Source organism: Paraburkholderia sp. (genome assembly GCF_028283785.1).
Lineage (GTDB): Bacteria > Pseudomonadota > Gammaproteobacteria > Burkholderiales > Burkholderiaceae > Paraburkholderia.
Window position 1 is genome coordinate 659313 of the sequence record NZ_JAPWKB010000019.1, and the last position, 22274, is coordinate 681586.

Consider the following 22274-nt stretch of genomic DNA (forward strand, 5'->3'; position numbering starts at 1 on the left):
CTGTCCAAGACGTACGTGCCGCGGTTAAGCGGCGTCCTCATGGAACCGATCCGGTTTTTCCGGGCAAACGGTTCCAGCGGGGATGCACTTAACCGCGGTAATTTTTTTAATGGCCGTTTTTTGCCAAAGAGCTGTTTATGAGCACTATTCCATTGACGAAGCGCGGCGCGGAAATGTTGCGCGATGAATTGCAGCGCCTGAAATCGGTTGAACGCCCGGCAGTCATCAACTCGATCGCCGAAGCGCGTGCGCAGGGCGATCTGTCGGAAAACGCCGAATACGACGCGGCGAAAGAGAAGCAGGGTTTTATCGAAGGCCGTATTGCGGAGATCGAATCGAAGCTGGCTGGTGCACAGGTGATCGATCCGTCGGCGGTGGAAGCGGACGGGCGCGTGGTGTTCGGCGCGACGGTCGAGCTCGAAGACCTGGCGTCGGGTGCATCGGTGAAGTATCAGATCGTCGGCGACGACGAAGCCGATATCGACCACGGCATGATCTCGATCGGCTCGCCCATCGCGCGTGCGTTGATCGGCAAGACGGAAGGCGACGTCGCGTCGGTGCAGGCGCCGAGCGGCATCCGCGAGTACGAAATCATCGCGGTGAGTTACGTCTGAAGGGGCTAAGCGTGTCCGTAATGCCGCATCGGGTGTTCAGGCTGCTGACGGTAATCTGGGTCGGCAGTCTGCTGACCATCGGTTACGCAGTCGCGCCGGTGTTGTTCACGTCGCTCGACCGGATGACGGCGGGCGCGGTGGCCGCACAGTTATTTCGTATCGAAGGCGTGGTGGGCGTGATCTGCGGCGTGCTGCTGCTGGTGCTCGCCAATATGCTGGTGCGTCGTGGCAACGAAACGTATCGTCGCCTGCGCTGGCCGGTAATGGGCATGCTGATTTGCGTGCTGGTCGGCTACTTCGCGTTGCAGCCGTTCATGAATGCGCTGCGCATCGCCGCCGCGGAAGCGGGCACGGATGTCGGTCACTCTGCCTTTGCCGCGCGCTTCGGGATGTTGCACGGGGTGTCGACCGTGTTCTATCTGATCGAAAGCCTGCTGGGCATCGTTCTGGTGTGGAAGCTGCCGGTGGCATCGAACGCCGGCGCGATGGAACAGCCTGCGCGACGCGTCGCCGGTTGAGGCCGCTGGGTCGTCGGCAATCCGCCTTTCGACCCGTCGTTTCCAACGTTGCCTCAACCGCTATATTCGACCGCTTTATCTTCAACCGTTTTGCGACGGCTTTCGTCAACGGCATCAGCCGCGTCGGACGTGCGGACCTTGCGCCCGCACGCTTCGAACCACTTTACTTGACGGTCTGATGCGAGCGCTTGGCGCTGGTTTGACGCTTCTTGGCACGCTTGATATTGCCGCCTTGCGTGACGCGTTCGTTACCGCGCACCAGCACTTTCTTCGCTTTCGGCTTGCGCATCGGAACTTCGGAAGGCTTGACGACCTTCACGACGCGCGGCGCACGACCCTTGGCCTTGCTATCTTCGGCGGCGGCTTCGCGCACGCTCGGCAGCGCACCGCGTTTGGCTTTCGACACGGGTTGCGTGGATTCCGGCTTCCAGATCACCAGCAATTTGCCGATATGCTGGATCGGCGCGGCGTTCAGGCGATCGCAGATTTCTTCGTAGATGGCGAGACGGGCTTCGCGCTCGTCGCCGAATACGCGGATCTTGATCAGCTGATGCGCGTTCAGGTGGACCTTGATTTCGGTCAGCACGGCGTCGGTCAACCCTTCGGCGCCGACGAGCACGACCGGTTTGAGCGCATGCGCCTGGGAGCGCAACTCGGCGCGTTGGTCGGAAGAGACTTGGAGGGCTGGCATGGGAAGTGGGAGACTCGACTAAAATGGCGACGCTTGCGGGCCGTACGGGGCGTTTGGAACGATCCAGCCCATGCGCAGCGACGCGTCAGGACAACAGAGAATCGCGGATGATCGCCCATTGGGCGGCAGCCGCGGAAATTAAACGCGTATTATCCGCTAAAAGCGCGACTTCACGCAGCAACAGTTGAACCCCTAATGGCAAAAAATCGCTTCAATACGGCGTGGCTTCACGACCATATCAACGACCCTTACGTAAAAATGGCCCAGCGGGAGGGCTATCGCGCCCGTGCGGCCTACAAACTCAAGGAAATCGACGAGCAGGACAAACTGATCCGTGCAGGGCAGGTGATCGTCGATCTGGGCGCGGCGCCGGGCAGCTGGAGCCAGTACGTCCGCAATAAACTCGCGCAGGGCAAACGCCGCGACACCGAGCGCGCGGGCGGAATCGACGGCACAATCATTGCGTTGGACCTGCTGCCGATGGAGCCGATCGCCGACGTCCATTTTATTCAGGGCGACTTCCGCGACGACAGCGTGGTGGCGCAACTCGAAGAATTGGTCGGAGGACGGCAAGTCGATCTTGTAATTTCGGATATGGCACCCAACCTGTCGGGAGTGGCGCTTGCGGATGCCGCGCGGATCGAGCACGTATGCGATCTCGCGCTGGAATTTTCGCAAAACCATCTGAAGCAAGATGGCGCCCTTTTAGTCAAATGCTTTCACGGTAGTGGTTATAGCCAGATCGTCGAGAAGTTCAAGCATCAGTTCAAAACGGTGGCGGCCCGCAAGCCTAAAGCGTCGCGGGATAAATCGTCGGAAACGTTTATTTTGGGTAAGCATTTGAAGCGGCCCGGCTGACGGGCTCGAAGCCGGTAGCAAGATTTCTGAAACCGTCGCGAAAGCGGCACCATCACGACGCAGCGACCTATTTATGTGGTAGCTAAACGTTATGGCAGGGGTCTGCGGACTGGATTAGAATGCTTTCGTGGTGCCGCAAGGCAAATGTAGGCGCCCGTCTATGAGTGAAGGAGTGGTGCTTTGAACAACAACATGTTTTCGAAGGCGGCAGTGTGGCTGGTTATCGCACTGGTGCTGTTTACGGTGTTCAAGCAGTTCGACAAGCCCCGTGTCCAGGAAGGCGTGTCCTATTCGCAGTTCATGGAAGATGCGAAGAGCGGCAAAGTCAAGAACGTTATCGTTCAGGGACGGAACCTCACCGTCACTCCTGCAGACGGTCAGAAGTACCAGATCGTGTCGCCGGGCGACATCTGGATGGTCGGCGACCTGATGAAGTATGGCGTTCAGGTGAGCGGCAAGGCTGACGACGAACCCAATGCGCTGGTGTCCGCGCTGTACTACCTCGGACCGACGATCCTGATCATCGGTTTCTGGTTCTACATGATGCGACAGATGCAAGGGGGCGGCAAAGGCGGGGCTTTCTCGTTCGGTAAATCGCGAGCGCGGTTGATCGACGAAAACAACAACGCCATCAATTTCACCGATGTCGCCGGTTGCGACGAAGCGAAGGAAGAAGTCTCGGAACTGGTCGACTTCCTCCGCGATCCGCAGAAATTCCAGAAGCTGGGCGGTCGCATTCCGCGCGGCGTGCTGCTGGTCGGCCCGCCGGGAACCGGTAAGACGCTGCTTGCGCGTGCAATCGCCGGTGAAGCGAAAGTACCGTTCTTCAGCATTTCGGGTTCCGATTTCGTCGAAATGTTCGTCGGTGTGGGCGCGGCACGCGTTCGCGACATGTTCGAACAGGCGAAGAAGCATGCACCGTGCATCGTGTTCATCGACGAAATCGACGCGGTCGGTCGTCATCGTGGCGCCGGCATGGGCGGCGGTAATGACGAACGCGAACAGACGTTGAACCAGATGCTCGTCGAAATGGACGGCTTCGAAGCGAATTCCGGTGTGATCGTGATCGCGGCAACCAACCGTTCGGACGTGCTGGACAAGGCGCTGCTGCGTCCGGGCCGTTTCGACCGTCAGGTGTACGTCGGTCTGCCGGACATTCGTGGTCGGGAACACATCATGAAGGTTCACCTGCGCAAGGTGCCGATCGCGAACGACGTCGACGCAGCAGTGATCGCGCGTGGCACGCCGGGCTTTTCGGGTGCTGACCTCGCGAATCTCGTGAACGAAGCTGCGCTGTTCGCGGCACGTCGCGGCAAGCGCATCGTCGAGATGGACGATTTCGAAGATGCGAAGGACAAGATCTTCATGGGTCCGGAGCGCAAGTCCGCCGTGATCCGCGAAGAATCGAAGCGCGCCACGGCGTATCACGAATCGGGTCACGCGGTCATCGCCAAGCTGTTGCCGAAGGCCGATCCGGTTCACAAGGTCACGATCATTCCGCGTGGCCGTGCGTTGGGCGTCACGTGGCAGTTGCCGGAGCACGACAACGAGACGTACTCGAAAGACTATCTGCTCGACCGTCTGGCCATCCTGTTCGGCGGCCGGGTTGCCGAAGAGTTGTTCCTGAACCTGCTCAGCACGGGCGCTTCGGACGACTTCAACAAGGCAACGGCTACGGCTCGCGCAATGGTTGCCCGCTTCGGCATGACGGACGCGTTGGGACCGATGGTGTATGTCGATGACGAGAACGACGCTACGCCGTTCGGCCGCGGCTTCACCCGCACGATTTCCGAGGCGACGCAGCAAAAGGTCGACGCTGAAATCCGTCGCGTGCTCGACGAGCAATATTCGCTGGCCAAGCGTCTGCTCGACGAAAACCGCGACAAGGTCGAAGCAATGACCGCCGCGCTGATGGAGTGGGAAACGATCGACGCCGATCAGATCAACGACATCATGGCAGGCCGTCCGCCGCGTTCACCGAAGACCTCGGTGCCGCCGGCCGGTGATGCACCTTCGGGCGGTAGCACGGGCACCGAAGTCAAGCCGGGCGCGACTGCGCCGGCGTGATGTAAGCTATGTTCCAGGGACGGGCCGGTTGTGTTCACACACCGGCCCGTTTTGCATCTAACTCTTCTTTTTGTAAAAAGCTGTTCGTGTCGATTTCCGAATTTCAGCCTATGGCTATCCCCGAGTCGCTCCAGTGCGGCCGGTTCACGCTGTCCTTCGAGCGCCCGCTGGTTATGGGCATTCTCAACGTCACGCCCGATTCATTCTCCGACGGCGGTAAATACGCGGTGCGCGGTGAAGCGATCCGACAGGCCGAGCGGATGATGCTCGACGGTGTCGACATCATCGACATCGGTGGGGAATCGACGCGGCCTGGCGCGCCACCGGTCCCGCTCGACGAAGAACTCGAACGCGTCATTCCGCTGGTCGAGGCGCTGCACGGCGCGAAGGTCCCGCTGTCTATCGATACCTACAAGCCCGAAGTCATGCGTCACGCGCTGTCCGCCGGCGCCGATCTGATCAACGATATCTGGGGTTTCCGGATGCCCGGCGCGATCGACGCGGTCCGCGACAGCGCTTGCGGCCTGTGCGTGATGCATATGCTCGGCGAGCCGCAAACCATGCAGTTGGGCGAACCCGCGTATCAAGACGTCGTCGCGGAAGTCCGCGCCTTTCTCGAAGACCAGATCGCGACGCTGCAGGCAGCCGGCATCGCCAAAAACCGGATCAGCGTCGATCCGGGCTTTGGATTCGGCAAGGCAATGGTCGAACACAATTACGCGCTGCTCGCGCACTTGCCGGATACCGCGCCGCGCGCAGAGAAACCGTATCCGGTTCTCGCCGGCATGTCTCGCAAGTCGATGCTGGGCGCCGTCACCGGCCGCACCACACCGTCGGATCGGGTCGCGGCAAGCGTCGCGGCGGCGGTCTGCGCAGCCAGTCGCGGTGCGGCAATCATTCGTGTGCATGACGTGGCGCAAACCGTCGATGCATTGAAAGTCTGGGCAGCCATGCGGGACGCAATGCGCCGCGGCTGATCCATCAAGGTAATAAGGAAGGTTTGAAGATGTCACGTCGTTATTTTGGAACCGATGGAATCCGCGGCAAGGTCGGCGATGCGCCAATCACGCCAGACTTCGTGTTGCGTCTGGGCTATGCGGCCGGCAAGGTGCTGGCGGGCGCGGACCGGCGCGGCCGTTCGGGCCAGCGCCCGACGGTGCTGATCGGCAAGGACACGCGGGTGTCCGGTTATATGCTCGAAGCCGCGCTCGAATCCGGCTTTTCGGCGGCGGGCGTCGATGTGATGCTGGCCGGGCCGATGCCCACGCCCGGCGTCGCCTATCTGACGCGCGCGCTGCGGCTCGCCGCGGGTGTCGTGATCAGCGCATCGCACAACCCGTATTACGACAACGGCATCAAGTTTTTCTCGGCTGACGGCAACAAGCTGCCCGACGAAACCGAACTGCTGATCGAGCAGCAACTCGATATGCCGCTCGACTGCGCGCCGTCGGAGCAACTCGGCAAGGCGCGTCGTCTGGACGACGCGGCAGGGCGTTACATCGAATTCTGCAAGAGCACGTTCCCGGCCGCGTTCGATCTGCGTGGCATGAAGCTGGTCGTCGATTGTGCGCACGGTGCCGCGTACGACGTCGCGCCACACGTGTTCCACGAACTCGGCGCGGACGTAGTGCCGATCGGCGTCGCGCCGAACGGCTTCAATATCAACGACGGCGTCGGTGCAACCGCGCCGGATGCGCTGGTGCGGGCCGTGCGCGCGAACAACGCCGACCTGGGCATTGCGCTCGACGGCGACGCCGACCGTCTGCAAGTCGTCGATGCCGAAGGGCGTCTGTATAACGGCGACGAATTGCTGTACGTGCTGGTCAACGACCGCATCGCAACCGACGGCCGCGTCGAAGGCGCGGTCGGCACGCTGATGACGAATATGGCGGTCGAAGTCGCGTTGCAGCGCGCCGGCGTCAAGTTCGTGCGGGCGGCGGTGGGCGACCGCTACGTGCTCGAACAGTTGCGCGAGCACGGCTGGCAGCTCGGCGCGGAAGGGTCGGGCCATATTCTGTCGCTGGATCGGCATTCCACTGGCGACGGCATCGTCTCGTCGTTGCTGGTGCTCGCCGCGCTCAAGCGCAGCGGCAAAACGCTCGCGGAGATGCTCGACGGCGTGACACTGTTCCCGCAAAAGCTGATCAACGTGCGGATGCAGCCGGACGCCGACTGGAAGGGCAGCGACGCAATCCGTCGCGCCATCGGCGACGCCGAGACCGCGCTGAGCGGCCGTGGTCGCGTGCTGATCCGTGCGTCGGGCACCGAGCCGGTGTTGCGCGTGATGGTCGAAGCCGAGCGCGAGCGCGACGCGGTCCAGCATGCGGAAGCGATTGCCGAAGTCGTCAAGGCGGCAACGGCCTGAGTACCGGACGTTTTTCCAGACCGAAACAACGGCGCCTCCGGGCGCCGTTGTCACATTCGCCGGCGGCAATTCACCGCCGGTTGCGTCGATGAATTCGCAAGCCGCTGAATTATTTTCCTGGAACCGGAAAATTTCGCAAACGCTTGCGCACCCCATTTTTGGCCTAAAACGGGCCATATCCTGCACAAATCAGTGCACATCGAAACTTCGCCTTTCATGTCGTAATCCAAACGTCATCCGCATTTCACGGTGAGTCACGTTACTGTCACAAAGCGGCACTATCCTTCGCGGTGTTGTGTATTTGCTCACACCTACGGAGAGACCATGAAACTGATGCAAACCGTGTTCGCTGGCGTCGCTGGCGCGTTCTTCGCGATCGCTGCACAAGCCGCTGACATCACCGGCGCGGGCAGCACCTTCGCAGCACCGATCTACACGAAGTGGGCAGACGCCTACGCGAAGACCGGCGGCGGCAAGGTCAACTATCAAGGTATCGGTTCGTCGGGCGGCGTGAAGCAGATCGTTGCCAAGACGGTCGACTTCGCTGGCTCGGACGCTCCGCTGAAAGACGACGAACTCGCCAAGGAAGGCCTGTTCCAGTTCCCGACGGTGGTCGGCGGTGTCGTGCCGGCGATCAACGTGCCGGGCGTGAAGCCGGGTGAGCTCGTGCTGTCGGGCGAACTGCTGGGCGACATTTATCTGGGCAAGATCAAGAAGTGGAACGATCCGGCGATCGTCGCACTGAACCCGAAGCTGAAGCTGCCGGACACCGACATCGCCGTGGTTCGCCGCGCCGACGGTTCGGGCACCAGCTTCATCTGGACGAACTACCTGTCGAAGGTCAACGCAGACTGGAAGGCGAAGGTCGGCGAAGGTTCGACGGTCAACTGGCCGACGGGTACGGGCGGCAAGGGTAACGACGGCGTCGCAGCGTTCGTGCAACGTCTGCCGGGCGCAATCGGCTACGTCGAATGGGCGTACGCGAAGCAAAACCACATGACGTATGCAGCACTGAAGAACTCGTCGGGCGCGGTTGTCGAGCCGAAGACGGAAACCTTCAAGGCCGCAGCGGCCGGTGCAGACTGGTCGAAGTCGTTCTACCAGATCCTGACGGACGAGCCGGGCAAGGACGCATGGCCGGTCGTCGGCGCAACCTTCGTGCTGATCCACACGGCACAGGACAAGCCGGCACAAGGTACGGAAACGCTGAAGTTCTTCGACTGGGCGTTCAAGAACGGCAACCAGGCTGCCAACGACCTCGATTACATCTCGCTGCCGCAATCCGTCGTGTCGGAAATCCGCACGCAATGGAAGTCGAAGGTGAAGGACGCGTCGGGCAAGTCGATCGCAGAGTAAGCAGTGCGCGGTTTCATGCACTAATGTAGTTAAGCTGCGCGGCCCCGTTCGGGGCCGCGCAGTCGTCGCAAGGGCTGTACGGCGTGTGCCGTGCGGCAACTGGAACAGGTCCAACACGCTCCCATGTCCGACACCCCTCTAGCGCCTGGCGCTGCACGGTCCGCGCCGTCCAGCACGTCGCAGCAGAAGGCGCCCAGCCGCCTCGGCGACGTCGTTTTCGGCGGTCTCGCGCGCCTGGCTGCGATCGTCACGTTGCTGCTGCTCGGCGGCATCATCGTGTCGCTGATCGTCGCTTCTCTGCCGTCGATCGAAAAATTTGGCTTGAGCTTCCTGTGGACCGCCGAATGGGATCCGCCCAGCGAGAAATTCGGTGCGCTGGTGCCGATCTACGGCACGCTCGCCACGTCGATCATTGCACTCATCATCGCGGTGCCCGTCAGCTTCGGCATCGCGCTTTTCCTGACCGAACTGTCCCCGGCCTGGTTGCGTCGCCCGCTTGGCGTCGCGATCGAACTGCTCGCGGCGATTCCGTCGATCGTCTACGGGATGTGGGGTCTGCTGGTTTTTTCGCCGATCTTCGCCGGCTACTTCGAGAAGCCGCTCGGCACCTTGCTCGGCGGCATGCCGATTATCGGTGCGCTGTTTCAGGGCCCGCCGATCGGTATCGGCATCCTGTGCGCAGGCGTCATTCTCGCGATCATGATCATTCCGTACATCGCCGCGGTGATGCGCGACGTGTTCGAAGTCACGCCCGTGCTGCTGAAGGAATCCGCGTACGGAATCGGCTGCACGACGTGGGAAGTGATGTGGAAAATCGTGCTGCCGTTCACCAAAAGCGGTGTGATCGGCGGTGTGATGCTCGGCCTCGGCCGCGCGCTCGGCGAGACGATGGCGGTCACGTTCGTGATCGGCAACACCAATCTGCTCGACAACGTGTCGCTGTTCTCGCCGGGTAACAGCATTACGTCGGCGCTCGCCAACGAGTTCGCCGAAGCCAGCAGCGGGCTGCATACGGCCGCGCTGATGGAACTCGGTCTGATCCTCTTTGTGATTACTTTCATCGTGCTTGCCGTGTCGAAGATCATGCTGCTGCGCCTCGAAAAATCGGAAGGTGCAAAATGAGCCAGCCTTCGTTGAACATGCCCGGCACGAACGACGCCGTCGCGCTCGACGCGATGCGCAACAAGCTGCAACGTCGTCGCCGCCGCACCAATGCGCTCGCGCTGACGTTGTCGCTGGCGGCAATGGCGTTCGGTCTGCTGTGGCTGGTCTGGATTCTCTACACGACGCTGCGTCTGGGTATCGGCGGTCTGTCGGTGGAACTGTTCACGCAGTCCACGCCGCCGCCGAACACCGATGGCGGCGGTCTCGCCAACGCGATCGTCGGCAGTCTGATGATGGTGGTGCTCGCCACGTTCGTCGGCACGCCGATCGGCATCATGGCCGGCGTGTATCTCGCCGAATACGGACAGAAGGGCTGGCTCGCGAGCGTCACGCGTTTCATCAACGATATTCTGTTGTCGGCGCCGTCGATCGTCGTGGGGCTGTTCGTCTACGCGCTGATCGTCGCGAACATGGGGCACTTCAGCGGCATCGCGGGTATCGTCGCGCTGGCGTTGCTGCAAATCCCGATCGTGATCCGCACCACCGAAAACATGCTGAAGCTGGTGCCGAACGCGCTGCGCGAAGCGGCATTCGCACTCGGTACGCCGAAGTGGAAGATGGTGATGTCGATCACGCTGAAGGCGTCGGTGGCGGGTATTACGACGGGCGTGCTGCTCGCGATCGCCCGGATCGCCGGTGAAACCGCGCCGCTGCTGTTCACCGCGCTGTCGAACCAGTTCTTCTCGGTGAATGTGAACCAGCCGATGGCGAATCTGCCGGTCATCATCTATCAGTTCGCGATGAGCCCGTTTTCGCAATGGCAGTCGCTCGCATGGGCCGGTGTGTTCCTGATCACGCTTGCCGTGCTCGGTCTGAACATCCTCGCGCGCACGATCTTTTCGAACAAGTAATGAACACTTTCGAGTCGTACTCGAGTAACAGTCACGGCGGAGTCATCCGATGAATATGGCAGAGACGCACCTCAACCCAATCGCGCGCCCGACGGCGCCCGCCGGTTTCGATCCCGCCCAGAGCGGCTCGTTGCTCGAACCGTCGCGCCCGAAGATCAAGGTCAACGACCTCAACTTCTTCTACGGCAAGTATCACGCGCTGAAGAACATCAACCTCGACATTCCGGAAGGCAAGGTCACGGCCTTCATCGGTCCGTCGGGTTGCGGCAAGTCCACGTTGCTGCGCACGTTCAACAAGATGTATGCGCTGTATCCGGAGCAACGCGCGGAAGGCGAGATCCTGATGGACGGCGAAAACCTGCTGACATCCAAGCGCGATATCTCGCTGCTGCGCGCGCGGATCGGCATGGTGTTCCAGAAGCCGACGCCGTTCCCGATGTCGATCTACGACAACATCGCATTCGGCGTGAAGATGTTCGAAACGCTGCCGCGTTCGGAGATGGACGATCGCGTCGAATGGGCGCTGACCAAGGCTGCGTTGTGGAACGAAGTGAAGGACAAACTCGGCCAGAGCGGCTACGGTCTGTCCGGCGGTCAGCAGCAACGCTTGTGTATCGCGCGCGGTATCGCGATCCGTCCGGAAGTGCTGTTGCTCGACGAACCGTGCTCGGCGCTGGACCCGATTTCCACCGGCCGCATCGAAGAGCTGATTGCCGAGTTGAAGAGCGATTACACGGTCGTGATCGTCACTCACAACATGCAACAGGCGGCACGGTGTTCGGACTACACTGCCTATATGTACCTTGGTGAACTGATCGAATTCGGCGACACCGAAAAGATCTTCATCAAGCCGGTCCGCAAGGAAACCGAGGATTACATTACCGGCCGCTTCGGCTAAGCCGTCGCGTCATAAGGGAGCCTCACATGTCCGACAAACACCTCTCCAGCCAGTTCGACGCCGACCTGAATCTCGTTTCGTCGAAGGTGCTCGAAATGGGCGGCCTCGTCGAATCGCAAATCGTCAAAGCGATGCTCGCGCTGAACAACTTCGATGGCGAGATCGCCGACGAAGTGATCGCCGCTGAAGATCGTCTGAACACGATGGAAGTCGAGATCGACGAAGAGTGCAGCAACATCATCGCGCGCCGTCAACCGGCCGCGCGCGATCTGCGCCTGCTGATCGCCATTTCGAAGACCATCACGAACCTCGAACGCGCCGGCGACGAAGCGGAAAAAATCGCCAAGCGTACGCGTCGTTTGATGGAAGACGGCGCGTCGCGCACCATCAATATCGCCGAAATCAAGCTGTCCGGCGAGATGGCGGTGTCGATCCTGCGCCGCGCGCTCGACGCGTTCGCGCGTCTCGATACCGTGGCCGCCGCGCAGATCGTGCGCGACGATAAAGCCATCGACGAAGAATTCCGCGCGTTCGTGCGCAAGCTGATTTCGTACATGACCGAAGATCCGCGTTCGATCTCCGTCGGTCTCGACTTCCTGTTCATCGCGAAGGCGATCGAGCGGATCGGCGACCACGCGAAGAACATCGCGGAATTCATCATCTATATCGTCAAGGGTACCGACGTGCGCCATAAGTCGCGCGACGCGCTCGAACGCGAAGCCCTCAGTTAATCCCGTTACTCCAAGCATAAAGGTCAAGAGGTGCCGATGCCCAGCAGCATTCTCGTCATTGAAGATGAGCCCGCTATCTCCGAACTGATTTCGGTGAATCTTCAGCACGCGGGACATTGCCCCATCCGCGCATATAACGCGGAACAGGCGCAGAACCTGATCAGCGACGTGTTGCCCGATCTCGTTTTGCTGGACTGGATGCTGCCGGGTAAATCCGGCATCGCATTCGCGCGCGATCTCCGCAACAACGAGCGCACGAAGCACATCCCGATCATCATGCTGACCGCGCGCGGCGACGAACAGGACAAGGTGCTCGGTCTTGAAATTGGCGCCGACGACTACGTCACCAAGCCGTTTTCGCCGAAGGAACTGATGGCGCGGATCAAGGCGGTGTTGCGCCGTCGTGCGCCGCAGTTGACCGAAGACGTCGTCGCGATCAACGGCCTGAAGCTCGATCCGGCCACGCATCGCGTCGCGGCGCATGCGGAAGGCAGCGAGATCAAGCTCGATCTCGGTCCGACCGAATTCCGTCTGCTGCACTTCTTCATGACGCATCCGGAGCGCGTCCATAGCCGCACCCAGCTGCTCGATCAGGTTTGGGGTGACCACGTGTTCGTCGAAGAACGCACGGTCGACGTCCACATCAAACGATTGCGCGCAGCGCTGAAGCCGGCCGGTTGCGACATGATGATCGAAACGGTGCGTGGTAGCGGTTACCGGCTCGCGAAAAACGCCTGACCGGCCGCTCAGCCATGAACGTCATCTGGGCGCGGTCCGTTGTATCGCTCGTGCTGCTGGCGCTGGTGTGCGCGGCGCTGACCGCGTTCACCAATCTGAAGATTGCGTTGATCGTGGCGGTGATCGTGCTGCTCGCGCAAAGTGCCTTCAGCACGTTTCATAAACAGCGTCTGTGGCGTCTGCTCGACGCGCCCGTGTACGGCGAAGTGCCGAGCGCACCGGGCGTGTGGGGCGAAATCTACTACCGTCTGCACAAGCTCGCGAAACGCTGGCATGCGCAGGTGCGTCAGGTCGAGCAACAACATTCGCGCTTTATTCAGGCTATCCAGGCGTCGCCGAACGGTGTGGCGATGCTCGACGATCACGACCAGATCGAGTGGTGCAATTCCATTTCCGAAGTGCATTTCGGGCTCGATGCAAAGCGCGATCTGCGTCAGCACATCACCCATCTGGTACGTCAGCCCGACTTCGTCAAATATCTGAATTCGCATCAGTACGACGAGATGCTGATCATGCGGCGGATGGGCGAAAAGCGTCAGAACGTGCTGTCCGTGCAGGTGTTCCCGTACGGCGAAAACCGTAAGCTGGTGCTGTCGCAAGACATCACCGAGCTGGAGCGCACCGACGCGATGCGACGCGATTTCGTCGCGAACGTGTCGCATGAACTGAAGACGCCGTTGACGGTGTTGTCGGGGTTTCTGGAGACGATGCGCGAGTTGCCGTTGAGCGATGAAGAGCGCGCACGGTATCTCGAACTGATGGATCAGCAGTCCACGCGAATGCGGCATATCGTCAGCGATCTTTTGGTGCTGGCCACGCTCGAAGGCGACAACAAGCATCCGGGCGACCAGATGATCGACATGCGCGCGGTGTTGAGCCATCTCGAAGACGATGCGGACAATCTCTCCAGCGACCATCACCGGATCACCTTCGACTGCGATGAAGGCTTGACGGTGACGGGTGTCGAGACGGAAATCATGAGTGCGCTGGGCAACCTCGTCACCAATGCGATCCGCTATACGCCCGACGGCGGCACGATCCGCGTGTCGTGGAAGGCGGAACGCGGCAGCGCGGTGTTTGCGGTCACGGACAGCGGGCTCGGTATTCCGGCGGCGGATATTCCGCGGCTGACCGAACGTTTTTATCGCGTGGACCGGAGCCGCTCGCGCGATACCGGCGGCACGGGCCTCGGGCTTGCAATCGTCAAGCACGTGTTGCAACGGCACGAGGCGCAGCTCGAAGTGAAAAGCGAAGAGGGCCGGGGCAGTACCTTCACCGTGCGCTTCCCGATGTCGCGAACCGCGCGAAGGATGCCCGCACCGGTGTGACGGGCGCGGTTTGCCACGTATCGTCCGGTCGATGTATCCGCAGCGCGATGTCGTAAAGATGTCGTAAAAAAGCCCGCCTTTCAGGCGGGCTTTTTTACGTCCGCATCCGGCGCTTTACCGGATGCAGTCATCGACGTTCACGGACAAAACTTGCCCAGCAAACTCATTTGCGCATTGCGCGACGATTTTCCGGGCCTTCTGCGCCGATAATGGCCGTCGCTTTGCATCAGCCATGCGGTCTGGTTATCGCCGAGAAACGCCGACAGGCCTTCTGCAATAACCCGCCGTTTCAGACGCCGGTTATTGATCGGGAAAGCGACCTCGATACGCCGGAACAGATTGCGGTCCATCCAGTCGGCGCTCGACAGATACACCTGTTCCTTGCCGCTATCGTAGAAATAATAGATACGGTGATGTTCGAGAAAGCGCCCGACGATCGAGCGCACGGTGATGTTCTCCGACAGGCCCGGCACGCCGGGTTGCAACGAACACACGCCCCGCACGATCAGATCGATCTTCACGCCTGCCTGCGACGCTTCGTATAACTCCGCGATCACCGTGGGTTCGAGCAGCGCATTCATCTTCGCGACGATCCGCGCTTTTTTGCCCGCACGCGCGTGATCGGCTTCCGCGCGAATCGCCTCGATAAGCTTCGGATGCAGCGTGAACGGCGATTGCCATAACGCGTGCAGCTTCAGTTCGCCACCGATGCCGGTCAATTGCTGGAATACGTGATGCACGTCCTCGCAGGTCTTCTGATCCGACGTCATCAAGCCGAAGTCGGTGTACAGACGCGCGGTTCGCGGATGATAGTTGCCCGTGCCCAGATGGACGTAGCGCTTCAGCGTAGCCTTGCCGTTCACCGATGCGCGTCGCACGATCAGCATCATCTTTGCGTGGCACTTGTGGCCCACGACGCCGTACACGACATGCGCGCCGACGGCTTCGAGTTGCGACGCCCAGTTGATGTTGGTCTCTTCGTCGAAGCGCGCCAGCAACTCCACGACCACCGTGACTTCCTTGCCGTTGCGCGCGGCCTGCATCAGCGCGTCCATCAGCGGCGAGTCGGTGCCGGTCCGGTAGATGGTCTGCTTGATCGCGACCACGTTCGGATCTTTGGCCGCCTGAAGCAGCAACTCCAGCACCGGCTGAAAACTTTCGTACGGATGATGCAGCAGCACGTCGCCCTGATCGATCACGTCGAACATGCTTGCGCTGTTGGCGACTTGCGCGGGAATCGCGGGAATGTGCGGCACGAACTTCAGGTCCGGCCGGTCGACCATTTCCGGCAGTTGCATCAGACGCACCAGATTCACCGGACCATCGACGTAATAGCAGTCTTTTTCGGACAAACTGCTTTCGTCGAGCAGACGGCGCACCAGATGCGGCGGCGTTTCCGCCGACACTTCGAGGCGCACCGCGTTGCCCAGATGACGCGCGGGCAATTCGCCCTGCAGCGCGACACGCAGATTGGTGATTTCGTCTTCGTCGACGAACAGTTCGCTGTTGCGGGTGATCCGGAACTGGTTGCAGCTTCGCACCACGAGGTTCGGGAACAATTCGCCAACGAAGCGCTGCAACAGCGACGACAGCAGCACGAAACCATGCGGATAGCCGGACAGTTCCTGCGGCATGCGCACGAGGCGCGGCAACGCGCGCGGTGCCTGCACGATGCCCATCAGCGCCTGACGGCCGAATGCATCGCGGCCTTCCAGTTCGACCACGAAATTCAGGCTCTTGTTGAGCACGCGCGGAAACGGATGCGCGGGATCGAGACCGATCGGCGTCAGCACGGGCAGCAGTTCTTCGAGGAAGTACGTGCGCGCCCAGTCGGTTTGCGCCTCGTTCCACGCTTCGGTGCCGTGAAAATAAATACCTTCTTCTTCGAGCGCGGACAGCACGGTGTCGTGCAGCATCGTGTACTGACGATGGACGAGCTTCTGCGCGCGTTCGACGACGAGGTCGTACACGTGTTGCAACGACATGCCGTCGGGCGACAGCGCGCCCGGGTTGTCGCGCATCTGTTCGTGAAGCCCGGCCATCCGGACTTCGAAGAATTCGTCGAGATTGCTACTGGTGATGCAGATGAACCGGAGGCGTTCGAGCAGCGGCACGGCAGGATCAGCAGCCTGCGCGAGTACACGCTCGTTGAAACCAAGAATGCCCAGTTCGCGATTTAACAGCGGGTAGCGGATGGACATCGGCAGCGAGAATGGAATGTCGGGTGGAGACGTGAAAAGACGCTCGGAAATTCTCACAGTATGATGAAGTTCTTATGACATTCGATGAATAAATTCTACGCCGGATTCGTGGTATGTCTAACGATGCAATAACGCAAATAAATCCATCCGCCGCAACAGCCGCGCGTGGGTGACAATGCGGGGCCAGGTACGCTTAAAATGGCGTCTTTAAACGGTGAATGCGGAGCGGTCGTTGCCGCGCCCGATTCACGCGCATGGAGTCCGCACACCCGATGGTCAATCCTCCGCCACTCCTTGCCGCTGTCGATCTCGGCTCGAACAGCTTCCGGCTGATCGTCGGCCGTGTCGAAGAAACCGATGCCGGTAGCCAGATCTACCAGGTCGATGCATTGCGCGAGCCGGTGCGGCTGGGCGCCGGGCTGTCGAGCGACAAGATGCTCGACCGTGCGTCGCAGGTGCGCGCGTGCGACGCGCTGAAGCGTTTCGGCGAGCGTCTGCGCGATTTCCACCCCGATCACGTTCGCGCGGTCGCCACCAATACGTTGCGCGTCGCCAAAAACGCCGGCGATTTTCTGGCCGAGGCGCAGGCTGCGCTCGGTTTCCCGATCGAAGTGATCGCCGGACGCGAAGAAGCGCGGCTGATCTACGCGGGCGCCGCGCATTCCGTGCCGGCCAGCGCGGGCAAGCGGCTCGTCGTGGATATCGGCGGCGGCTCGACCGAATTCATCATCGGTTCGCACTACACGCCGATCAAGATGGAAAGCCTGTATATCGGCTGCGTCAGCCATAGCCGCGCATTTTTCCCGGCCGGCAATGTCGACGAATACACGATGCGGCAGGCCGAACTCGCCGCCGCACGCGAAATCCAGATCATCTCCAGCGAATACAAGAAAACCGGTTGGGATCAGGCGATCGGTTCGTCGGGTACGGCGCGCGCGCTAGCCGAACTCGTCGAGGCGAACGGTTTCAACGATCCCGGCATTACGCACGGTATTTCGCGCGGCGGTCTCGAACGTCTGAAGCGCGCGCTGATCAAGGCGGAAAACGTCAACCGGCTGAAGCTGGTCGCGCTGAAGGGCGACCGGATTCCGGTGCTGGCCGGCGGGCTGTCGATCATGATCGCGGTGTTCGAAGAACTCGGCGTCGATTACGTCGACACCACCGACGGCGCGTTGCGTCTGGGCGTGCTGTACGACCTGCTGGGCCGCTCGCAGCACGAAGACATGCGTACGGTCACCGTCGAGGGTTTCATGCGCCGCTACGGCGTCGATCGTGCGCAGGCGCATCGTATCGGCGACATGGCCGTGCGTCTGTACGACCAGTTCGCGATCGAACCCGACGCCGAGCGTCGCGCGGAGAATCGGGTGTTTCTGAACTGGGCGGCGGCGCTGCATGAAATCGGCCTGTCCATTTCGCACAGCGCCTATCACAAGCACTCCGCGTATATCGCGAGCAACGCGGATATGCCGGGTTTCTCGCGAACCGATCAGGCCCGCCTCGCGGCGCTGGTGCTCGGTCACGCGGGCAAACTCGGCAAGCTGTCGCAAACCCGCGAAGTCGAATGGCCGTTGCTGTTCTGTCTGCGGCTGGCGGCGTTGCTGTGCCGTCGTCGTGCGGACGTCGGCTTGCCGGGCATCGATGTCGCGCAGGTCAATGGCGGCTACGAAGTGCGTCTGCCGAACGACTGGGTCGCGAATAATCCGCTGACCGATTACAGCCTGATTCAGGAGGCGGCGGAGTGGGAGAAGGTCGGTACGCCGTACCGCGTCGTGTACACGGACGCGTGATCCGCCAGCAGGTTTAACGAACCGCGCCGCTTCAGATAAAACGGCCCGGCAGCGCAAGCTGCCGGGCCGTTGTGTTTGCGGCCATCGCGGCAAACCGCGTTAGCGCGCCAGCGTGTCGCCGAGGAAATGCTTTGCGTAGCGCGCGTTGATTTCCGACAGATGCAACAGCGTGAGGAAGTCGGCCGTGTTGAAGTCGGGATCCCATGCCGGTGCGCCGCAAATTTTCGCGCCGACCCGCAGATAGCCTTTGACGAGCGGCGGCGGTGCGGCATCGGCGCCGGTTTGCAGTTCGTCCACAGGCAACGGCGTATGCGGGAAGGCACGATATTCCGGCGCGGTCAGCGCGTTGCCGCGCAGCGCGCAATACAGGTTCGCGGCGAAGTGACCGCCGTCGGCCATCGACACGCTCGCGCAGCCGAGCATCGTTTCGTAGTTGTTGTGCTTCATGTACGACGCGAGGCCGGCCCACAACGACATGATCACCGAGCCGCTGCGATAGTCGGGGTGGACGCACGAGCGGCCCACTTCGACCATCTTCGGGCGCAGGTGCGTGAGGCGCGACACGTCGAACTCGCTTTCGGCATACAGACGGCCGATCCGTGCAGCCTGATGCGGCGGCAGCGCGCGATACGTCCCGACCACCTTCAGCGTGTCGAGATCGCGCACCAGCACATGATCGCAATACGCGTCGAATGCATCGACATCGAGACCGGCGGGACCGCTCAGTCGCGCGCCCATTTCATCGGCAAAAACACGGTAACGCAGACGCTGTGCTTCACGAAGCTCTTCGTCGGTGCGCGCCCACGCCACTTGCAGGCGGTGTTGCGCAGTGAGGGTTTCCTCGGCGCGCGGCAGACGACGACGCTCGAGTGGGATCGAAGCGAAGGGCAGGGTAGGCGTCGGCAGTTCTCGCATGGGGCGTCCTGGTCGAAAAAGGGGATTCGCTTTTTCGCCAATGTAGTAACGCCCGGTGACGTTCGCATGGCAACGCGGTGACGATTGGGTGACGGCTCGTAAGCTCGTACCTTGCAATCAGGTGCGCGCGCCGCGCGGCGCCGTGGTTTGTCGCGACCGGACGCGCCGTTTGCGCGCCCGTTGAAGCGGCCTCAGACGAGGTCGGGAGTGATGGCGGCGCGCAACACGACTTCGTCGTCGCCGTTGCGTTCGCGGCCGCTCAGCCAGCATACCGCGCCTTTCTTCAGCGCCCAGCTCGACGGGCTGCCGGACAGCAGGCTCGCCGCGACTTCGCCGAGGGTCGGTTGATGGCCGACCACCAGTACCGTCGATGCAATGCCTTCGGGCCAGCCTGCGGCCGTCAGCACATCGGCGACGCGCGCGTTCGGCGCGAGCTCGCGGACTACGCGATATTGATCGGTCAGACATTCGACGGTCTGGATCGTGCGGGTGGCGGGACTGACGAGGATCACCGCATCGTCGTCGAGCCGTGCGCGTAACCACTTGGCCACGTTCTGCGCCTGCTTGCGGCCACGCACGGTCAGCTGTCGGGCAAGGTCGCTGGATGCGCTGTCTTCGGCCTCGGCATGACGCCACAGGATCAGATTCATGATGAACTCCTTGTCTTTCCGCGAGATGTCGCCGGCGGATGTCGATGCGGCATGCGAGTGGGTTCGACACACCGTGCTTGCAGTGGGTTGCCGGTTGCCGTCAGCAAGGCATGAACCCGGCATGAACCGATGCATGAACGTGGTCCGCGGCGTCATACGCGAAGCGGAGCCCAAAAAGCAAAAACCCGCGAAGCCGAAGGCTACGCGGGTTTCGATTTTGCTTATTTCGTGGTCGGAGCGATAGGATTCGAACCTACGACCCTCTGATCCCAAATCAGATGCGCTACCAGGCTGCGCTACGCTCCGACGAATCCGAGATTCTATAGGTCTTTATCCGATAGCGTCAATCGATTGATGCGAAGATTTATCGGCAGCATGGATCGCGGCATGCGCGATGCACGAAAAGTCATCGTCGGGCAGCGTCACGCGTCGCAACGACGCGCACGCACTCGCGCTATCGTGGCACTCAGTGTCGCCGACGCACCCGGTCGAGCACATGATGCGACGCCAGCCAGTGATGCATCATCCCTTCACCGTCGTGTTCGCGCCGATACGTACGCGACTCGTACACCGACAGACCGGCCAGCACCAGCAAACCTATGGCGAGTCCGACAAAACCCGCGATCGTTTCAGCATCCATGGCAACCTCCTCAGGCTATCCGGACCCTGTCTGAATACTAGTTCACGCGCGCTCAAAGGTCGAACTGCTGGCGGACCGCAATGCGGTGCAGCACACGTCGTCGCGACGGTGCGAGCCTTGCGCTGGCGACGTCCTGCGTGCTTTGCAGGTAGACTCACGGACCGCGTCGTTGCGGTGTCTTTGTTCAGAGAGTCTATGAATCGCGCCTTCCTGCTTGTACTTCTCGCGGCGGCCTTGAGCGGCTGCACGAACGATCCGTCGGTCAGCCATCATGGCGGTCCGCCTCCGAAAGATCCGGTCGACTATCACGGCGTTCCGACCGACGTCACGCCGCCGAAGATCACCGAAGTCCCCGACGCGCCGCGAGCTGCGTCGCAAGCGAAATCGCAGACCGCGCCGCAATGATCGAGCGGGTCGCGACGATGCCGGTCGTGCACGGCATCGCGCGACAGGCCGGGCGTGATGCCCGGCGCGAATGCTGACGGCGAGCCCGTCTCCGCTCACGCTATCGACGCACCCGATGCGTCCGCCGATGCGCCTGGCGTAGCGTGCGGCATCACCGGCACGCTGCGCGTCAGGCGCGGCAACGCGCACAGCAAGGTCAAGCCGCGCGCGGCCATGAACACCGTCATCGCGGCCCATAAGCCGTGGTTGCCGAACAGCGTCAGCAATCCCCACGACGCCGCGACGAACACCGCGAACGACACCACCATCGACAGCATCAGCGCGCGCGTGCGCGTCGCGCCGATAAACACGCCGTCGAGCAGAAAGCCGCACACCGACACCACCGGCGACACCACCGCCCACGGCAAATACGCGATCGCGATTGCGCGGACGTCCGCCTGATCCGTCAGCCGGTAGATGATCCACGGCCCGGCGAATTCATACGCGAGCGTAAAACCCAGCGCGCCGAGCGCGGACCACAGCAGCGTGACCCGCACCGCGTGACGAAACGCATGCCGGTCGCGCGCGCCGATCGCCGCGCCGACCAGCGCTTCGGCTGCGTGCGCGAAGCCGTCGAGTCCGTAGGCCATGAACGTCTGAAAATTGAGCAGCAACGCGTTCGCGGCGAGCGTCGCGTCGCCCTGACGCGCGCCGAGATGCGCGAACCACGCGAACACGATCAGCAGACACAGCGTGCGTACGAAAATGTCGCGATTGAGCGTGATGAGCCGTGTCAGCGCGACCCGGTCGAACAGCGATGCGCGGTTCAGCGGCGCGAGTCCACGCGGCCGCAAGCGCCACAGCAACAGGGCGCCGAGCACGAAGCCGAGCGCGTCGGCGGTGGCCGTCGCGGCGCCGATGCCCGCCACGCCCCAGCCGAATCCGTACACGTAGAGCAGCACCGCGACGATGTTCGCGCCGTTGATAAAGGCCTGCGTGAGCAGCGCGAGCCGGACCCGTTGCGTGCCGAGCAACCAGCCGAGCACGACGTAGTTGCCGAGCGCGAGCGGCGCGGCCCAGATTCGCGCGTGGCAATACGCGCGCGCGTACGCCATCGCGTCGCCGCTGCCGCCGATCGCGTGGACGGCGTAGTGGATCAGCGGCGTTTGCAGCATCAGCACCAGCGCGCCGATCGCGAACGCCAGCAGCATCGCGCGGACGATGTTGTCCCGCAATCCCGTGCGGTCGTTCGCGCCGTGCGCCTGCGCGACGAGGCCGGTGGTGCCCATCCGCAAGAAGCCGAAGCCCCAGAACACGAAGCTGAAGAACAGGCCGCCCAACGCGACGCCGCCCAGATACGCCGCGCCGTCGAGATGGCCGGCGACGGCGGTATCGACCGCGCCGAGAATCGGCTGCGTCAGATTGGCGAGGACGATCGGAAACGCGAGCGTCAGGACCCGGCGATGCCAGCGTACCGGCAACGCGGCGGCTGCGGCGCCGATGGGCGGGGTGGGGAGG

At 61.9% G+C, this 22274-nt stretch carries 21 protein-coding genes and 1 tRNA gene; 15 read left to right on the plus strand and 7 right to left on the minus strand.

Features of this window, described 5'->3' with window-relative positions; all coding sequences use genetic code 11:
• Window positions 1-137 precede the first annotated feature (137 nt).
• A complete protein-coding gene (greA, locus tag PW947_RS25290; protein ID WP_299635120.1) occupies window positions 138-614 on the plus strand; it encodes a transcription elongation factor GreA in 477 nt (158 codons plus the stop codon).
• Between the two features lie 20 nt (window positions 615-634).
• Window positions 635-1132 carry a DUF4149 domain-containing protein gene (locus PW947_RS25295; protein WP_299636010.1) on the plus strand — a complete coding sequence of 166 codons (498 nt, stop codon included), beginning with the start codon at window positions 635-637 and terminating at the stop codon, window positions 1130-1132.
• 163 nt (window positions 1133-1295) lie between these two features.
• Here PW947_RS25295 and PW947_RS25300 read toward each other — a convergent pair whose 3' ends face one another.
• Window positions 1296-1823: a YhbY family RNA-binding protein gene (locus PW947_RS25300; protein ID WP_299635121.1), complete on the minus strand. Its 528-nt coding sequence runs from the start codon at window positions 1821-1823 to the stop codon at window positions 1296-1298.
• A gap of 195 nt (window positions 1824-2018) precedes the next feature.
• Here PW947_RS25300 and PW947_RS25305 point away from each other — a divergent pair, with 195 nt between their 5' ends.
• The 11 genes from PW947_RS25305 to phoR all read left to right on the plus strand — a co-directional run bounded on the left by PW947_RS25305 (window position 2019) and on the right by phoR (window position 14179).
• Complete coding sequence (locus PW947_RS25305) at window positions 2019-2681, plus strand: RlmE family RNA methyltransferase (RefSeq protein ID WP_299635122.1); 663 nt, start codon at window positions 2019-2021, stop codon at window positions 2679-2681.
• A 180-nt stretch (window positions 2682-2861) separates the two neighbouring features.
• Window positions 2862-4748 (plus strand): ATP-dependent zinc metalloprotease FtsH, encoded by a 1887-nt coding sequence (gene ftsH, locus PW947_RS25310; RefSeq protein ID WP_299635123.1) that lies wholly within the window; start codon window positions 2862-2864, stop codon window positions 4746-4748.
• 110 nt (window positions 4749-4858) lie between these two features.
• Window positions 4859-5725, plus strand: coding sequence for a dihydropteroate synthase (folP, locus tag PW947_RS25315; RefSeq protein WP_299635124.1), 867 nt, complete (start codon window positions 4859-4861; stop codon window positions 5723-5725).
• 29 nt (window positions 5726-5754) lie between these two features.
• Window positions 5755-7113: a phosphoglucosamine mutase gene (glmM, locus tag PW947_RS25320; protein ID WP_299635125.1), complete on the plus strand. Its 1359-nt coding sequence runs from the start codon at window positions 5755-5757 to the stop codon at window positions 7111-7113.
• A gap of 324 nt (window positions 7114-7437) precedes the next feature.
• Complete coding sequence (pstS, locus tag PW947_RS25325) at window positions 7438-8469, plus strand: phosphate ABC transporter substrate-binding protein PstS (protein ID WP_299635126.1); 1032 nt, start codon at window positions 7438-7440, stop codon at window positions 8467-8469.
• Window positions 8470-8592: 123 nt separating this feature from the next.
• On the plus strand, window positions 8593-9591 hold the full coding sequence (pstC, locus tag PW947_RS25330) for a phosphate ABC transporter permease PstC (protein ID WP_299635127.1): 999 nt from the start codon (window positions 8593-8595) through the stop codon (window positions 9589-9591).
• Window positions 9588-10484, plus strand: coding sequence for a phosphate ABC transporter permease PstA (gene pstA, locus PW947_RS25335; protein WP_299635128.1), 897 nt, complete (start codon window positions 9588-9590; stop codon window positions 10482-10484). The genes pstC and pstA overlap by 4 nt, the downstream gene beginning before the upstream one ends.
• Window positions 10485-10533: 49 nt before the next feature.
• On the plus strand, window positions 10534-11382 hold the full coding sequence (gene pstB, locus PW947_RS25340; protein WP_299635129.1) for a phosphate ABC transporter ATP-binding protein PstB: 849 nt from the start codon (window positions 10534-10536) through the stop codon (window positions 11380-11382).
• Window positions 11383-11408: 26 nt separating this feature from the next.
• Window positions 11409-12113 (plus strand): phosphate signaling complex protein PhoU, encoded by a 705-nt coding sequence (gene phoU, locus PW947_RS25345; protein ID WP_299635130.1) that lies wholly within the window; start codon window positions 11409-11411, stop codon window positions 12111-12113.
• Between the two features lie 36 nt (window positions 12114-12149).
• Entirely contained in the window at window positions 12150-12851 is a 702-nt protein-coding gene (phoB, locus tag PW947_RS25350) for a phosphate regulon transcriptional regulator PhoB (protein WP_299635131.1), read from the plus strand.
• 14 nt (window positions 12852-12865) lie between these two features.
• On the plus strand, window positions 12866-14179 hold the full coding sequence (gene phoR / locus PW947_RS25355; RefSeq protein ID WP_299635132.1) for a phosphate regulon sensor histidine kinase PhoR: 1314 nt from the start codon (window positions 12866-12868) through the stop codon (window positions 14177-14179).
• 137 nt (window positions 14180-14316) lie between these two features.
• Here the strand turns inward: phoR and ppk1 are convergent, their stop codons facing one another.
• On the minus strand, window positions 14317-16380 hold the full coding sequence (gene ppk1 / locus PW947_RS25360) for a polyphosphate kinase 1 (RefSeq protein ID WP_299635133.1): 2064 nt from the start codon (window positions 16378-16380) through the stop codon (window positions 14317-14319).
• A 254-nt stretch (window positions 16381-16634) separates the two neighbouring features.
• Here ppk1 and ppx point away from each other — a divergent pair, with 254 nt between their 5' ends.
• Window positions 16635-18167, plus strand: coding sequence for an exopolyphosphatase (gene ppx / locus PW947_RS25365; protein ID WP_299635134.1), 1533 nt, complete (start codon window positions 16635-16637; stop codon window positions 18165-18167).
• A 99-nt stretch (window positions 18168-18266) separates the two neighbouring features.
• Here the strand turns inward: ppx and PW947_RS25370 are convergent, their stop codons facing one another.
• The 4 genes from PW947_RS25370 to PW947_RS25385 form a co-directional block, all read right to left on the minus strand.
• A complete protein-coding gene (locus tag PW947_RS25370; protein ID WP_299635136.1) occupies window positions 18267-19082 on the minus strand; it encodes a GNAT family N-acyltransferase in 816 nt (271 codons plus the stop codon).
• A 191-nt stretch (window positions 19083-19273) separates the two neighbouring features.
• On the minus strand, window positions 19274-19732 hold the full coding sequence (gene sixA, locus PW947_RS25375) for a phosphohistidine phosphatase SixA (RefSeq protein WP_299635137.1): 459 nt from the start codon (window positions 19730-19732) through the stop codon (window positions 19274-19276).
• A 229-nt stretch (window positions 19733-19961) separates the two neighbouring features.
• Window positions 19962-20038 (minus strand) — tRNA-Pro (locus PW947_RS25380).
• Between the two features lie 160 nt (window positions 20039-20198).
• Window positions 20199-20372: a hypothetical protein gene (locus PW947_RS25385; protein WP_299635138.1), complete on the minus strand. Its 174-nt coding sequence runs from the start codon at window positions 20370-20372 to the stop codon at window positions 20199-20201.
• A gap of 195 nt (window positions 20373-20567) precedes the next feature.
• Here PW947_RS25385 and PW947_RS25390 point away from each other — a divergent pair, with 195 nt between their 5' ends.
• A complete protein-coding gene (locus PW947_RS25390; protein ID WP_299635139.1) occupies window positions 20568-20777 on the plus strand; it encodes a hypothetical protein in 210 nt (69 codons plus the stop codon).
• Between the two features lie 95 nt (window positions 20778-20872).
• On the opposite strand, the gene PW947_RS25395 is transcribed toward PW947_RS25390, so the two are convergent.
• Window positions 20873-22258 carry an MATE family efflux transporter gene (locus tag PW947_RS25395; RefSeq protein ID WP_299636012.1) on the minus strand — a complete coding sequence of 462 codons (1386 nt, stop codon included), beginning with the start codon at window positions 22256-22258 and terminating at the stop codon, window positions 20873-20875.
• Window positions 22259-22274 lie beyond the last annotated feature (16 nt).

Excerpts from the sequence above, each read along its gene's own strand:
- greA (WP_299635120.1), top strand. The coding sequence starts at position 138 with ATGAGCACTATTCCATTGACGAAGCGCGGCGCGGAAATGTTGCGCGAT.
- PW947_RS25295 (WP_299636010.1), top strand. The coding sequence starts at position 635 with ATGCCGCATCGGGTGTTCAGGCTGCTGACGGTAATCTGGGTCGGCAGT.
- PW947_RS25300 (WP_299635121.1), bottom strand. The coding sequence starts at position 1,823 with ATGCCAGCCCTCCAAGTCTCTTCCGACCAACGCGCCGAGTTGCGCTCC.
- PW947_RS25305 (WP_299635122.1), top strand. The coding sequence starts at position 2,019 with ATGGCAAAAAATCGCTTCAATACGGCGTGGCTTCACGACCATATCAAC.
- folP (WP_299635124.1), top strand. The coding sequence starts at position 4,859 with ATGGCTATCCCCGAGTCGCTCCAGTGCGGCCGGTTCACGCTGTCCTTC.
- glmM (WP_299635125.1), top strand. The coding sequence starts at position 5,755 with ATGTCACGTCGTTATTTTGGAACCGATGGAATCCGCGGCAAGGTCGGC.
- pstS (WP_299635126.1), top strand. The coding sequence starts at position 7,438 with ATGAAACTGATGCAAACCGTGTTCGCTGGCGTCGCTGGCGCGTTCTTC.
- pstC (WP_299635127.1), top strand. The coding sequence starts at position 8,593 with ATGTCCGACACCCCTCTAGCGCCTGGCGCTGCACGGTCCGCGCCGTCC.
- pstA (WP_299635128.1), top strand. The coding sequence starts at position 9,588 with ATGAGCCAGCCTTCGTTGAACATGCCCGGCACGAACGACGCCGTCGCG.
- pstB (WP_299635129.1), top strand. The coding sequence starts at position 10,534 with ATGAATATGGCAGAGACGCACCTCAACCCAATCGCGCGCCCGACGGCG.
- phoU (WP_299635130.1), top strand. The coding sequence starts at position 11,409 with ATGTCCGACAAACACCTCTCCAGCCAGTTCGACGCCGACCTGAATCTC.
- phoB (WP_299635131.1), top strand. The coding sequence starts at position 12,150 with ATGCCCAGCAGCATTCTCGTCATTGAAGATGAGCCCGCTATCTCCGAA.
- phoR (WP_299635132.1), top strand. The coding sequence starts at position 12,866 with ATGAACGTCATCTGGGCGCGGTCCGTTGTATCGCTCGTGCTGCTGGCG.
- ppk1 (WP_299635133.1), bottom strand. The coding sequence starts at position 16,380 with ATGTCCATCCGCTACCCGCTGTTAAATCGCGAACTGGGCATTCTTGGT.
- ppx (WP_299635134.1), top strand. The coding sequence starts at position 16,635 with ATGGAGTCCGCACACCCGATGGTCAATCCTCCGCCACTCCTTGCCGCT.
- PW947_RS25370 (WP_299635136.1), bottom strand. The coding sequence starts at position 19,082 with ATGCGAGAACTGCCGACGCCTACCCTGCCCTTCGCTTCGATCCCACTC.
- sixA (WP_299635137.1), bottom strand. The coding sequence starts at position 19,732 with ATGAATCTGATCCTGTGGCGTCATGCCGAGGCCGAAGACAGCGCATCC.
- PW947_RS25385 (WP_299635138.1), bottom strand. The coding sequence starts at position 20,372 with ATGGATGCTGAAACGATCGCGGGTTTTGTCGGACTCGCCATAGGTTTG.
- PW947_RS25390 (WP_299635139.1), top strand. The coding sequence starts at position 20,568 with ATGAATCGCGCCTTCCTGCTTGTACTTCTCGCGGCGGCCTTGAGCGGC.